The following is a 14,036-nucleotide window of genomic DNA, read 5'->3' as shown; positions in this document are numbered from 1 at the left end:
CTAAAACACGAATCAAATGATTCGTGTTTTTTCGTGTTTTCTTTTAGAATTTATGTTAATTTAAAAATCCCTGCTTAAAGAATAGTTCGCATGATTAAACATTGGAAAATGTGGCTAGGATAGTGAATAAGCAAAAGAGTTGCAAATTTTTTTAATACGTATATAATTAAAGTCAAAGATAGTCAAAGTCAATAAAGGTGGCGGATAAATGAGAAATATATCTGATATCATTGAGAAATATCTAAAGCAAGTTATTGACTTAAGCAATAATAATGTGATTGAAATCAAGCGGAATGAGGTGGCGGATCGATTCGATTGTGTGCCGTCTCAAATCAACTATGTAATCAATACCCGTTTTACACTAGAAAGAGGATTTGTAGTAGAAAGTAAACGAGGTGGAGGAGGTTACATTCGCATTATAAAGGTCAAACTGCATGATGATATAGACATTATTGATCAAATGCTTCATATGATTGATCATAGCGTTGCACAAGGAAATGCAGAAAGTATGATTATACGTTTAATAGAAGAGGGTATTATAACAAATCGTGAAGCTAAACTTATGTTAAGCGTACTAGATCGTTCTGTATTGGTAATGGATGTTCCTTCTCGAGATGAACTTAGGGCTCGAATATTATGCGCAATGTTAAGAACACTGAAATATAAATAAATATAACTTTTGTAAAGAATGATAACTAAGGTAGTGCAGTTTATTATTGTAGGGATTTTGAAAGATGACATGTGCTTTTATTAAATGGATTAAGGAAAGCGAACAATCTAGTAATGTATGAAAAGTAGCATGAGATAGATCGTTCCTGTTGTAAAGGTGGGGATAGCGATGACTTGTCAAAACTGTAATATGAGAACAGCAACTTTACATTATACAAAAGTAATCAACGAAAAAAAGGCGGAAGTTCATCTTTGCGAGCAATGTGCAGAACAAAGTGGCTATACGTCTTTCTTTCAATCACCACAGTCTAATTTTTCATTCCATAACCTATTAGCCGGATTATTACATGGTGAACCAGCAATGTTTGAAGAAGGGCAAGATGCATTTTTAAATACAAATATATTAAGATGTCCGAATTGCAAGATGACATATGAACAATTTACAAAAGTGGGACGCTTTGGATGTGCTTCTTGTTACGATACATTTAAGGAGCATTTAAAACCATTGTTAAAACGTCTTCACGGTGGACATACAGATCATTGTGGAAAGATTCCGGAACGAATAGAAGGAAATATCCACTTAAAGAAAGAATTAGATGAACTAAAACTCAATCTGAAGCAATATGTACAGAAAGAGGAATTTGAGAAAGCAGCTAAAGCACGAGATAAAATTCGAGCCCTTGAAAATCTGCGTAGTGAGCATAGAGAGGGGGAATAGTTCTATGTCACTGGACCGAATTATGAATGAAGCGATTAGTCCATGGATGAAGGGGGATGGCCCTGATTCTGATATTGTTTTAAGTAGTCGAATTCGTTTGGCTCGTAATTTAAAAAAATATCAATTCTCTACTATGCAAAACGAGGAAGAAGCTAAACAGATTCATGAATTATTTAAGAAGAAGTTTGTAAATAAACCGATAGAACCTTTTGGAGAGTTTGAACTGTTAAAAATGAATGAATTAACTCCTCTTCAAAGGAGAGTTTTAGTTGAGAAGCATTTAATTAGTCCGAATCTTGCAGGAACAGAATACGGAGCATGCCTACTATCAGAAAGTGAACATATTAGTATCATGCTTAATGAAGAGGATCATGTTAGGATTCAGTGCCTATTTTCAGGTTTGCAGTTATCAGAGGCGCTTCAAAGTGCCAATCAAATAGATAATTGGATTGAGGAACAGGTTGAATATGCTTTTGATGAATCGCTTGGATATATTACGAGTTGCCCCACTAACGTCGGTACAGGATTAAGGGCTTCGGTAATGATTCATTTGCCGGGACTGGTTTTAACGAAAAGAATTAACCGTATTATACAAGTAATTCAAAAATTAGGGTTAGTAGTAAGAGGAATATACGGTGAAGGTAGCGAAGCGTTAGGTAATATATTTCAAGTGTCAAATCAAATGACACTAGGGAAATCAGAAGAAGATATTATTGCAGATTTAAAGAGTGTTATTCAACAAATTATGCAACAAGAAAAAATGGCTAGAGAATTAATTGTACAAAATTCAAGTATTGAGCTTGAAGATAAAGTATATCGCTCTTACGGAATACTAGCTAACAGTCGTTTAATTCAATCTGCGGAGGCAGCCACTTGCTTATCAGATCTACGACTTGGTATTGACTTAGGATATATACAAGGTATATCGAGAAATATTTTAACTGAGTTAATGGTTCTTACTCAGCCAGGCATTTTGCAACAATATGCAGGAGGACCTCTAGGACCAGAAGAAAGAGATTATCGAAGAGCAACCTTAATCCGTGAGCGATTACGAATTGAACAAAATTAAGCGCAAGTAGGAGGCGATTTCTATGATGTTTGGAAGATTTACAGAACGAGCACAGAAAGTATTAGCTTTATCTCAAGAGGAAGCAATTCGCATTGGGCATAATAATATTGGAACAGAACATATTTTACTTGGGCTTGTACGCGAAGGTGAAGGAATTGCAGCAAAAGCGTTAGTTGCTCTTGGATTAAGTCCAGAGAAAGTTCAAAAAGAGGTAGAAGCACTAATTGGACGTGGAACCGAAGCTTCTCAAACAGTACACTACACACCTCGTGCTAAAAAAGTTATTGAGTTGTCTATGGACGAAGCTCGTAAATTGGGCCATTCCTACGTTGGAACAGAACATATTTTACTTGGTTTAATCCGTGAAGGTGAAGGTGTAGCAGCACGTGTTTTAAATAATTTAGGTGTAAGCCTAAATAAAGCAAGACAACAAGTGTTACAACTCCTTGGAAGTAATGAAGCTAGTTCAGGTCACCAAGGTGGTTCATCAACAAATGCGAATACACCTACACTTGACAGCCTAGCACGCGATTTAACAGTTGTTGCACGTGAAAATCGTTTAGATCCTGTTATTGGACGTAGTAAAGAAATTCAACGTGTAATTGAAGTGTTAAGCCGTAGAACAAAAAACAATCCAGTATTAATTGGAGAACCTGGTGTAGGTAAGACAGCAATTGCGGAAGGATTAGCACAGCAAATTGTAAATAATGAAGTTCCTGAAACTTTAAGAGATAAGCGTGTTATGACATTAGATATGGGTACAGTTGTTGCTGGAACAAAATATCGTGGTGAATTTGAGGATCGTTTAAAGAAAGTGATGGATGAGATTCGCCAAGCTGGTAATATCATTCTATTTATTGATGAGCTTCATACGTTAATTGGTGCAGGAGGAGCGGAAGGTGCAATTGATGCATCGAATATTTTAAAACCATCTTTAGCACGTGGTGAATTACAATGTATTGGTGCAACAACTTTAGACGAATATCGTAAATATATTGAAAAGGATGCGGCATTAGAAAGACGTTTCCAACCAATTCATGTTGATGAACCAAACTTAGAAGAATCAGTTCAAATTTTAAAAGGTTTACGTGACCGTTATGAGGCGCATCACCGTGTATCTATTACAGATGATGCAATCGATGCGGCTGTAAAACTTTCAGATCGTTACATTACAGACCGTTTTTTACCTGATAAAGCAATCGATTTAATTGATGAGGCTGCATCAAAAGTGCGCTTACGTTCTTATACAACACCGCCAAACTTAAAAGAGCTTGAAGTGAAGCTTGAGGAAATTAGAAAAGAAAAAGATGCAGCTGTACAAAGCCAAGAATTTGAAAAAGCTGCTTCCTTACGTGATATGGAACAACGTTTACGTGAAAAGTTAGAAGATACAAAGCGTCAGTGGAAAGAGAAACAAGGACAAGAAAACTCAGAAGTAACAGTAGAAGATATTGCAAATGTCGTTTCCACATGGACACGTATTCCAGTTTCTAAACTTGCACAAACAGAGACAGATAAATTATTAAACTTGGAATCAATTTTACATGATCGTTTAATTGGGCAGGATGAAGCAGTTGTAGCTGTGGCAAAAGCTGTTCGTCGTGCGAGAGCGGGATTAAAAGATCCGAAACGTCCAATTGGCTCATTTATTTTCCTAGGACCGACTGGTGTAGGGAAAACAGAACTAGCGAGGGCATTAGCGGAATCTATGTTCGGTGATGAGGATGCAATGATCCGCATCGATATGTCTGAGTACATGGAAAAGCATTCTACTTCTCGTTTAGTTGGATCCCCTCCAGGATATGTTGGATATGAAGAAGGTGGACAATTAACAGAGAAAGTTCGTCGTAAGCCATATTCAGTTGTCTTATTAGATGAAGTAGAGAAAGCTCATCCTGATGTGTTTAATATTTTACTACAAGTATTAGAAGATGGCCGTTTAACAGATTCTAAAGGACGTACAGTTGATTTCCGTAATACAATTGTTATTATGACGTCTAATGTTGGTGCAGACGCATTAAAACGTAATAAACATCTTGGATTTAACGTACAAGATGAGAGCCGCGATTATTCAGATATGAAAGGTAAAGTAATGGATGAATTGAAAAAAGCATTTCGTCCAGAATTCTTAAACCGTATTGATGAAATTATCGTGTTCCATATGCTTGAGAAAAAACATATTCAAGAAATTGTAACTCTTATGGTGAATCAGTTAGTGAAGCGCTTAAAAGAACAAGAGATTGAATTGCACTTAACAGAAGGAGCTATTTCAGCAATTGCTGATAAAGGATTTGATCGAGAGTACGGTGCTCGTCCGCTTCGTAGAGCAATTCAAAAACATGTAGAAGATAGACTATCAGAAGAACTGTTAAAAGGTGCTATTGAGAAAGGACAAAAAGTTATCTTTGATGTAGAAGGAGAATCATTTGTCATTCATAGTGCGGAAAAGGTAAAATAAGTATAGACAAACAAAGAGGGCTACGCGATAGCCCTCTTTCTTGTACGAGAAGGATAAACGTTTGTAGATGAAAGTGAAGTGAACTATAAAAGATATGGCTAAAAAGAAAACAAAATTTACATGTCAAGAATGTGGTTATCAGTCGCCAAAATATATGGGGAAATGTCCTGGATGTGGTCAATGGAATACGCTTGTTGAAGAGATGGAACCAGTTGTATCATCAAGACGCCTTAATTATGTCAATGCAATTCAATCAGAAGTAACAAAACCAAGACGCTTAACAGAAGTAGAAACAAAGTCTGAGGCGCGTATTGAAACGAAATTTCAAGAGTTTAACCGTGTACTTGGTGGCGGGATTGTAGATGGATCTTTAGTACTTATTGGTGGGGACCCTGGGATTGGGAAATCAACATTGTTATTACAAATTTCATCGCAATTAGCAGATTCTTCATATGATGTATTATACATATCAGGTGAGGAGTCAGCGAAGCAGATTAAACTTCGTGCAGATCGTTTGCATGTAAAGGGTAGTAATCTATTTGTTGTAGCAGAGACTGATTTACAGCGAATTGCAGCGCACATTGAAGAGATGAATCCAGCTTTTGTTGTTATTGACTCCATTCAGACGATACATTTACCTGAAGTGACGTCAGCCCCAGGAAGTGTAGCGCAAGTACGTGAATGTACAGCGGAATTAATGAAACTTGCAAAGACGAAAGGGATTCCTATTTTTATCGTCGGACATGTGACAAAAGAAGGGGCAATTGCAGGACCACGTATGCTAGAACATATGGTTGATGCAGTTCTTTACTTTGAAGGAGATCGTCACCATACATATCGTATTTTGCGAGCTGTGAAGAACCGTTTTGGTTCCACAAATGAAATGGGTATCTTTGAAATGAAGGAACTAGGTCTTGCAGAAGTACTAAATCCTTCTGAAATTTTCCTTGAGGAACGTCCAGTTGGAGTTGCAGGATCCACAGTGGTTGCTTCAATGGAAGGAACAAGACCGGTTTTAGTAGAAATACAAGCATTAATCTCCCCTACTAGTTTTGGAAATCCTCGAAGAATGGCGACGGGAATTGATCATAACCGCGTTTCACTTATTATGGCAGTGCTAGAAAAAAGAACAGGTTTATTGTTGCAAAATCAAGACGCATATTTAAAAGTCGCGGGTGGCTTGAAATTAGATGAACCAGCAATCGATTTAGCTGTCGCCTTAAGTATTGCTTCAAGTTTCAGGGATAAAGCTACTGCACCAACCGATGCGGTAATAGGAGAAGTAGGCCTAACTGGAGAAATAAGAAGAGTATCAAGAATTGAACAACGTGTACAAGAAGCAGCGAAATTAGGATTTCAACGTGCTATTATTCCTAGAAAAAATTTGGGAGGATGGACAATTCCAGATGGGATTGAGGTGGTAGGTGTTTCTAATTTAGGAGAAGCGCTTCGTTTGACGTTAGGAGGCTAGGCTATGGAGGAAAACAAGCAACGTGTCAAAAGTATGATTAACATTCTACAGCTCGTTGCCCCGGGAACACCACTACGCGAAGGGATAGATAACGTACTTCGTGCGCAAACTGGAGGGCTAATTGTTCTTGGGTATAATGAGCAGATTAAAAGTATTGTTGATGGAGGATTTCACATTAATTGTGCATTCTCACCGGCTAGTTTATATGAATTAGCAAAAATGGATGGGGCACTTATTTTAAATGAAACTGGGAGCAAAATTTTAATTGCAAATGCACAATTAGTTCCAGATCCATCCATTGATTCTATTGAAACAGGTATGCGTCACCGAACGGCAGAGCGTGTAGCAAAACAGACGGCTAGCCTTGTTGTGGCTATTTCACAAAGACGTAACGTAATTACACTCTATCAAGGGAACTTACGTTATACACTAAAAGATATAGGTGTAATTTTAACAAAGGCAAATCAAGCTATTCAAACGTTAGAAAAATATAAAGCTGTATGGAATGATGGGATTACGAATTTGGGCATTCTAGAATTTGAAGAGGTCGTTACAATGTCCGAGGTAGTTCACGTTTTACATAGTGTTGAAATGGTACTGCGTATTAAAAATGAAATATTGAGCTACATTCATGAGTTAGGAACGGAAGGAAGGTTAATTCGTTTACAACTTACAGAATTACTAGCCGACTTAGAAGCAGAGGCAGCGTTATTAATTAAGGATTATTATCAAGAAAAAACGCAGGATCACCATCAAATTTTGAAAAAGTTACAAGATCTTGCAAATACACAGCTTTTAGAGGATAGCGATTTAGTTAAATTGCTTGGCTATCCAGGGCAAACGAGCTTAGAAGAAAGCGTGACACCGAGGGGATACCGAATCGCAAGCAAAATTTCTCGTGTTCCACCACTTATCATTGAAAATTTAATTAATCGATTTAAAACGCTACAAGGTGTTTGTCGTGCAACTATTAATGAATTGGATGATGTGGAAGGAATTGGAGAAGTTAGGGCGAAGAAAATACGAGAGGGACTAAAAAGAATTCAAGAGCATCTCTATATGAGTAGACACAATTAAGAATATTACATTGATTCCATAATATAACGACACTAGAACATTTTTGTTATATGATATGGTATATTGGTAAATAAAACTATTTACAAAAAAACACATCCGCTTTTGCATTCGGCGTTTTGATTAGCGAAACAATGGTTAATAATGAGTAGGAGGTGGTTAGATGTTAAAACGGATTGTACAGCTCTTCTTTTTAGTGATCGGGGGAGCATTAGGGATTTTCTTAATTCCAAAAGTTATTAATGTAATGGACATCGGCGCTGTTCCTTGGTTGGAAGGGTCTTATGTTCGTGCAATTATTGGTGCAATTATTTTATTTTTAACAACATTTTGGCTTGTAGATTATATTGTCCAACTTATTAAGCATATCGAAGAGGCCCTTGTTAAGGCACCGGTAGCAGATGTTTTATTTGGTACATTAGGGTTGATCTCTGGTCTTATTGTTGCATATTTAATTTTGATACCAATTCGTGAATTCACGATTCCAGTCATTAGTACAGTATTACAAGTGTTCTTTACACTTTTACTTGGTTATTTAGGATTCCAAGTAGGGTTTAAAAAGAGAAATGAATTGTTAGGATTATTTACATTACCCCAGCGCGGAGGTAAAAAGAAAAACAATAGTGAGAACGAAGAGGTAGAGGTAGAAAAATCTACGGCTCATTGGAAAATTCTCGATACGAGTGTAATTATTGATGGACGTATTGCAGATATTTGCCAAACGAAGTTTTTAGAAGGAACAATTGTGATTCCACAATTCGTATTAGAAGAGCTTCAGCATATTGCCGATTCTTCTGATGCGTTAAAGCGTAATCGTGGTCGCAGAGGATTAGACATTTTGAATCGTATTCAAAAAGAGATGCCAATTCCGGTAGAAATTTATGAAGGCGATTTTGAAGATATCCAAGAAGTGGATAGCAAGCTTGTAAAGTTAGCGAAAGTCACTGGTGGAACTGTTGTAACAAATGACTTCAACTTAAACAAAGTTTCTGAATTACAAGGAGTAACGGTGTTAAACATTAATGATTTAGCAAATGCGATTAAACCAGTCGTACTCCCTGGCGAAGAACTAAGTGTTTATGTTGTAAAAGATGGTAAAGAGCAAAATCAAGGTGTTGCATACTTAGATGATGGCACGATGATTGTAGTAGAAGATGGTAGAGAATATGTTGGTTCGCAACTTAATGTACTTGTTACAAGTGTGTTGCAAACATCGGCTGGTCGTATGATTTTCGCAAAACGTAAATTATTAGAAAAAGCATTATAAGTAGAGGATTATTAATATGTATACATTAATTATTCCAGCGGCGGGTCAAGGAAAACGAATGGGTGCTGGCAAAAATAAGTTGTTCTTACTTATAAATGAAGTACCGATTATTGTACATACATTACGTGCTTTTGAAAAAGATAAAGCGTGTAAACGTATTATTATGGCAATTAACGAAGAGGAACGTCCATATTTTGAGGAGTTAATGCAGAAGTACCCGGTTGAAAAACAGGTGCAATTTATTCAAGGCGGGGCTGAAAGACAAGATAGCGTATATAATGCGCTTTATCATGTGAGCGGAGTGGAGTATGTTCTCGTACACGATGGTGCACGCCCGTTCGTAACGAATAAGATGATGCAAGATGTATTAACTGCAGCAGAGAAATATGGTGCCTCCATTTGTGCGGTGCCAGTGAAGGATACCATTAAGAAAGTAGAACAGGGTGTTGTTGTTGAAACGGTAGAACGTTCTCAGCTTAAAGCGGTTCAAACACCGCAAGGATTTTCTGTTCCTCTTTTATTAGAAGCTCATAGAAGTGCAAAGCAAAGTTGTTTTCTTGGTACAGATGATGCAAGTCTTGTAGAACGTGTCGGGAAGCAAGTAGGAGTAGTAGAGGGGAGTTACTATAATATTAAAGTGACGACTCCAGAGGATTTACTAATTGCTGAAAGTTTCCTTCATGTTCAGAAGAAATAGAAGTGATGGTATTATAGTAAAGAAAAGCTCGGCAGTTGCCGAGCTTTTCTTTATAGGGATAGCAATATAATATAGAATTCATAAAGTAGTTTAGATTGAGGAGGATGTAAAGAATGTTTCGAATTGGACAAGGTTTTGATGTACATGAATTTGCGGAAGGTAGACCGTTAATTATCGGCGGAATTACAATTCCTCATGAAAAAGGATTAATCGGTCACTCGGATGCAGATGTATTGTTACATACGATTGCTGACGCATGTCTAGGAGCAATTGCAGCAGGGGATATTGGAAAGCATTTTCCTGATACAGATCCTGCCTTTAAAGATGCGGATTCAGCTGTATTGTTACAAAAGGTTTGGGAATTTGTGCGTGAACAAGGTTATGAGCTAGGGAACCTAGATTGTACAATTATTGCCCAAAAGCCAAAAATGGCACCGCATATTGAAAGCATGCGTAAACGCATTAGTGAATTATTAGAAACGTCTATTGATAACATTAATGTAAAGGCAACAACAACAGAAAAATTAGGATTTACAGGTAGAGAAGAAGGGATTGCTTCTCAAGCGGTTGTTTTATTACAGAAAAAATAGTGGTTTTTAATTCGTAAGATGGATAATCACGTTTTTTTGGTGTACAATTATAGAATGTGTTGACATTAAGATTGGAAGGTGTACCAACTATGGAAAAGCAAGTGAGAGTGCGCTATGCGCCAAGTCCAACAGGACACTTACATATCGGAAATGCGCGTACGGCATTATTTAATTATTTATTTGCTCGTCATCAAGATGGTAAGTTTATTATTCGTATTGAAGATACTGATGTGAAACGTAATGTTGCTGGTGGAGAAGAAAGCCAATTAAAATACTTGAAATGGCTCGGTATGGACTGGGATGAAGGTGTTGATGTTGGTGGTGAATTTGGACCATATCGTCAAACAGAGCGTTTAGATATTTATAAAAAATTATATGAAGATTTATTAGAGCGTGATTTAGCTTACAAATGTTATATGACAGAAGAAGAGCTAGAGGCAGAGCGTGAAGGTCAAATCGCTCGTGGTGAAACACCGCGTTATGCAGGAAATCATCGTGATTTAACTGAGGAGCAAATTAAAGGATTTGAGGCTGAAGGCCGTATTCCAAGTATTCGCTTCCGTGTGCCAGCTGATAGCGACTACACGTTTAAAGATATCGTAAAAGATGAAGTTGCATTCCATTCAAATGATTTTGGTGATTTCGTTATCGTGAAAAAAGATGGAATTCCAACTTATAACTTTGCGGTAGCGGTGGATGATCACTTAATGGAGATTACACACGTGCTTCGTGGTGATGATCATATTTCAAACACGCCAAAACAAATGATGATTTATGAAGCTTTCGGTTGGGATATCCCGAAGTTCGGTCATATGACTTTAATTGTAAACGAAAGCCGTAAAAAGCTAAGTAAGCGTGACGAATCTATTATTCAATTTATTGAGCAATATAAAGAGCTTGGATATCTTCCAGAAGCAATCTTTAACTTTATTGCATTACTAGGTTGGTCACCAGTAGGTGAAGAAGAAATCTTCTCTCAAGATGAGTTTATCAAAATGTTTGATGCAGCTCGTTTATCAAAATCACCTGCATTATTTGATTCTCAAAAACTAAAATGGATGAACAACCAATATATGAAAAAACAAGATTTAGATACGGTTGTTGAACTAAGCTTACCGCATTTAGTTAAAGCGGGCCGTGTGGGTGAAAACTTAAGCGAACAAGAACAAGCTTGGGTTCGTGATGTAATTGCTTTATATCATGACCAAATGAGCTTTGGAGCTGAAATTGTAGAGCTTTCTGAGATGTTCTTTAAAGATCATGTTGATCATGAAGAAGAGGGACAAGAAGTATTGAAGGGTGAACAAGTACCTGAAGTACTTCGTACATTTGCCGATCAATTAGAAGCTTTAGAAGCAATGGAGCCAGCGGCAGTTAAGGCGGCTATTAAAGCAGTTCAAAAGGAAACAGGACATAAAGGTAAAAACCTATTTATGCCAATCCGTGTTGCTACTACTGGACAAACACATGGCCCAGAGCTTCCTAACGCTATTGCTCTTCTTGGAAAAGAAAAAGTTTTAAATCGTATTCAAAAAGTAATTGGTTAACATTTTTTAGGTTTAGCAATATAATAAGTATATCTAAAATCTAATAAGGAAAAGCGACGAGAAGGAGAAGTAGAAAATCAGGCTTTTTACAGAGAGAACCACCCTTAGGCTGGAAGTGGTTTATAAGCGGATTTTTGAAATGCCCCTTCGAGTCTTCTGTTGAACAGCGAAGTATTTCGCGGAACGTCTTAGGGCGCAAAGTAAACAGAAGCGGTGTAAACCGTTATCATGGATGAGTTTGAGGCTTCTTTAGCCTAAACAGAGTGGAACCGCGCTTATAAGGCGTCTCTGTCTATATGACAGAGGCGTCTTTTTTTTATACCATGTAAATGGGTGTGAGTATAAGTTTTATCCCCTTGCATAAAGATTTAGGAGGAAGTGGGGAGTTAGTTCACTCGAAAAAAGCAGCCCATAAAGGGGAGGGAACATCGATGTTTAAGAGGCTTCGGGAAGATATTGAAGTCGTTTTTGAACAGGATCCAGCGGCACGAAGTTATTTCGAAGTCATTTTAACTTACTCTGGATTACATGCAGTTTGGGCCCATCGAATTGCACATGCTTTTTATAAAAGGAATTTTTTCTTTATGGCACGTTGGATTTCACAAGTTAGTCGTTTTTTTACTGGCATTGAGATTCATCCAGGAGCAACTATTGGTCGTCGTTTTTTCATTGATCATGGAATGGGGGTTGTAATTGGAGAAACGTGTGAAATTGGCGAAAACGTAACAATTTATCAAGGTGTCACATTAGGTGGTACAGGTAAAGAAAAAGGAAAGAGGCACCCTACAATTCAGGATAATGTCTTAATTGCAACAGGTGCTAAAGTACTAGGTTCTATTACTATTGGAGAGAATTCTAAAATTGGAGCAGGATCTGTCGTGTTAAAGGAAGTTCCTGCGCATTCTACAGTTGTAGGTATACCTGGCCGAGTCGTTATTCAAAATGGAGTAAAGATTGGTCAAGAATTAAATCATTCTGATCTTCCGGATCCGATTTTTGATAAATTAAAGGTTATGGAAGCAGAACTTGATAAATTGAGAAAGCAACTCGAAGTAAAGGTAGAAAGGAAGGATAAAAGTGACTATTCACATTTATAATACGTTAACGCGTCAAAAAGAAGAGTTTATGCCATTAGAAAAAAATAAGGTGAAGATGTATGTGTGCGGACCTACAGTGTATAACTACATTCACATTGGGAATGCAAGACCACCTATGGTATTTGATACAGTACGCCGTTACTTAGAATATAAAGGATATGATGTGCAGTATGTATCTAACTTTACTGACGTGGATGATAAATTAATTAAGGCGGCAAACGAATTAGGTGAAGATGTGCCAACAATTGCAGATCGTTTTGTTGAAGCTTACTTTGAAGATGTAACCGCACTAGGTTGCAAACATGCAACGGTTCATCCACGCGTAACGGAAAATATGGATATCATTATTGAATTTATTCAAGAACTTGTGAATAAAGGGTATGCATATGAATCAGAAGGCGATGTGTACTTTAAAACGAAAGAGTTCGAAGGTTACGGTAAATTATCACATCAACCGATTGCAGACTTACGTCACGGTGCACGTATTGAAGTAGGAGAAAAGAAACAAGACCCTCTTGACTTTGCTTTATGGAAAGCTGCGAAAGAAGGAGAAATCTTCTGGGAAAGTCCTTGGGGAGAAGGACGCCCAGGGTGGCATATTGAATGCTCAGCAATGGCGCGTAAATATTTAGGGGATACAATTGATATTCATGCTGGTGGTCAAGATTTAGCATTTCCTCATCATGAAAATGAAATTGCGCAGTCTGAGGCGTTGACAGGAAAAACATTTGCACGTTATTGGATGCATAATGGATATATTAATATTAATAACGAGAAGATGTCTAAGTCGCTTGGAAACTTCATTTTAGTTCACGATATCATTAAACAATATGATCCACAGTTAATCAGGTTCTTTATGCTATCGGTACATTACCGTCACCCAATTAACTTTAGCGAAGATTTATTGCAAAGTACTAATAATGGATTAGAAAGAATTAAAACAGCTTACGGTAACTTAAAGCATCGTGTGGAAAGTAGTACGGATTTAACGGACCATAATGAAAAATGGTTGGCTGAAATGGAAAAGTTCCAGGTTGCATTCGAAGAAGCGATGGATGATGATTTTAATACGGCTAATGCGATTACTGAATTATATAACGTAGCAAATCACGCAAATCAATATTTGTTAGAAGAACATACTTCTAAAGTTGTAATTGAAGCGTATGTAAAACAACTTGAAACATTATTTAGTATTTTAGGATTAGAATTAGTGCAAGAAGAGTTGCTTGATGAAGAAATTGAAGCACTAATCCAAAAGCGTATTGAAGCTCGTCAAAATCGTGACTTCGCATTATCTGATCAAATTCGCGATGATTTAAAAGGACGTAATATTATTTTAGAAGATACCGCTCAAGGTACAAGATGGAAAAGAGGATAAG

Annotated in this window: 12 protein-coding genes and 1 other annotated feature; all 12 genes read left to right on the top strand. The window is 37.2% G+C overall.

The features are described 5' to 3' along the window. The first annotated feature begins 208 nt into the window (after positions 1–208). Entirely contained in the window at positions 209–670 is a 462-nt protein-coding gene (ctsR, locus tag FT637_RS26275; protein ID WP_105587609.1) for a transcriptional regulator CtsR, read from the top strand. Positions 671–838: 168 nt separating this feature from the next. After that, a complete protein-coding gene (locus tag FT637_RS26270; protein WP_193648764.1) occupies positions 839–1,387 on the top strand; it encodes a UvrB/UvrC motif-containing protein in 549 nt (182 codons plus the stop codon). Between the two features lie 4 nt (positions 1,388–1,391). Beyond that, positions 1,392–2,456, top strand: a complete 1,065-nt coding sequence (locus FT637_RS26265) for a protein arginine kinase (RefSeq protein WP_193648763.1) — start codon at positions 1,392–1,394, stop codon at positions 2,454–2,456. Positions 2,457–2,478: 22 nt separating this feature from the next. Next, a complete protein-coding gene (gene clpC, locus FT637_RS26260) occupies positions 2,479–4,914 on the top strand; it encodes an ATP-dependent protease ATP-binding subunit ClpC (protein ID WP_193648762.1) in 2,436 nt (811 codons plus the stop codon). A 94-nt stretch (positions 4,915–5,008) separates the two neighbouring features. Continuing rightward, entirely contained in the window at positions 5,009–6,385 is a 1,377-nt protein-coding gene (gene radA / locus FT637_RS26255; protein ID WP_193648761.1) for a DNA repair protein RadA, read from the top strand. Positions 6,386–6,388: 3 nt separating this feature from the next. Further along, positions 6,389–7,462, top strand: coding sequence for a DNA integrity scanning diadenylate cyclase DisA (disA, locus tag FT637_RS26250; protein WP_070140523.1), 1,074 nt, complete (start codon positions 6,389–6,391; stop codon positions 7,460–7,462). Positions 7,463–7,622: 160 nt separating this feature from the next. Then, on the top strand, positions 7,623–8,726 hold the full coding sequence (locus FT637_RS26245) for a PIN/TRAM domain-containing protein (RefSeq protein ID WP_002115284.1): 1,104 nt from the start codon (positions 7,623–7,625) through the stop codon (positions 8,724–8,726). A 16-nt stretch (positions 8,727–8,742) separates the two neighbouring features. Further along, positions 8,743–9,423, top strand: a complete 681-nt coding sequence (gene ispD / locus FT637_RS26240; RefSeq protein WP_193648760.1) for a 2-C-methyl-D-erythritol 4-phosphate cytidylyltransferase — start codon at positions 8,743–8,745, stop codon at positions 9,421–9,423. A gap of 113 nt (positions 9,424–9,536) precedes the next feature. After that, positions 9,537–10,013, top strand: coding sequence for a 2-C-methyl-D-erythritol 2,4-cyclodiphosphate synthase (ispF, locus tag FT637_RS26235; protein WP_000488386.1), 477 nt, complete (start codon positions 9,537–9,539; stop codon positions 10,011–10,013). Positions 10,014–10,102: 89 nt separating this feature from the next. Then, the gene (gene gltX / locus FT637_RS26230; protein ID WP_002113298.1) at positions 10,103–11,560 is read left to right on the top strand and encodes a glutamate--tRNA ligase; all 1,458 of its coding nucleotides are present in this window, start codon (positions 10,103–10,105) and stop codon (positions 11,558–11,560) included. 47 nt (positions 11,561–11,607) lie between these two features. Then, positions 11,608–11,853: a binding site (T-box leader), on the top strand. A gap of 138 nt (positions 11,854–11,991) precedes the next feature. After that, positions 11,992–12,657 carry a serine O-acetyltransferase gene (gene cysE / locus FT637_RS26225; RefSeq protein ID WP_193648759.1) on the top strand — a complete coding sequence of 222 codons (666 nt, stop codon included), beginning with the start codon at positions 11,992–11,994 and terminating at the stop codon, positions 12,655–12,657. Beyond that, positions 12,638–14,035 carry a cysteine--tRNA ligase gene (gene cysS, locus FT637_RS26220; protein ID WP_193648758.1) on the top strand — a complete coding sequence of 466 codons (1,398 nt, stop codon included), beginning with the start codon at positions 12,638–12,640 and terminating at the stop codon, positions 14,033–14,035. Before cysE ends, cysS begins: the two co-directional genes overlap by 20 nt. Position 14,036 lies beyond the last annotated feature (1 nt).

The sequence above is a fragment of the Bacillus cereus genome, assembly GCF_015071065.1.
GTDB lineage: Bacteria > Bacillota > Bacilli > Bacillales > Bacillaceae_G > Bacillus_A > Bacillus_A cereus_BA.
Note: the sequence above shows the minus strand (reverse complement) of the source record. Positions and strands in the feature narration are given on the sequence as shown.

Excerpts from the sequence above, each read along its gene's own strand:
- ctsR (WP_105587609.1), top strand. The coding sequence starts at position 209 with ATGAGAAATATATCTGATATCATTGAGAAATATCTAAAGCAAGTTATT.
- FT637_RS26270 (WP_193648764.1), top strand. The coding sequence starts at position 839 with ATGACTTGTCAAAACTGTAATATGAGAACAGCAACTTTACATTATACA.
- FT637_RS26265 (WP_193648763.1), top strand. The coding sequence starts at position 1,392 with ATGTCACTGGACCGAATTATGAATGAAGCGATTAGTCCATGGATGAAG.
- clpC (WP_193648762.1), top strand. The coding sequence starts at position 2,479 with ATGATGTTTGGAAGATTTACAGAACGAGCACAGAAAGTATTAGCTTTA.
- radA (WP_193648761.1), top strand. The coding sequence starts at position 5,009 with ATGGCTAAAAAGAAAACAAAATTTACATGTCAAGAATGTGGTTATCAG.
- disA (WP_070140523.1), top strand. The coding sequence starts at position 6,389 with ATGGAGGAAAACAAGCAACGTGTCAAAAGTATGATTAACATTCTACAG.
- FT637_RS26245 (WP_002115284.1), top strand. The coding sequence starts at position 7,623 with ATGTTAAAACGGATTGTACAGCTCTTCTTTTTAGTGATCGGGGGAGCA.
- ispD (WP_193648760.1), top strand. The coding sequence starts at position 8,743 with ATGTATACATTAATTATTCCAGCGGCGGGTCAAGGAAAACGAATGGGT.
- ispF (WP_000488386.1), top strand. The coding sequence starts at position 9,537 with ATGTTTCGAATTGGACAAGGTTTTGATGTACATGAATTTGCGGAAGGT.
- gltX (WP_002113298.1), top strand. The coding sequence starts at position 10,103 with ATGGAAAAGCAAGTGAGAGTGCGCTATGCGCCAAGTCCAACAGGACAC.
- cysE (WP_193648759.1), top strand. The coding sequence starts at position 11,992 with ATGTTTAAGAGGCTTCGGGAAGATATTGAAGTCGTTTTTGAACAGGAT.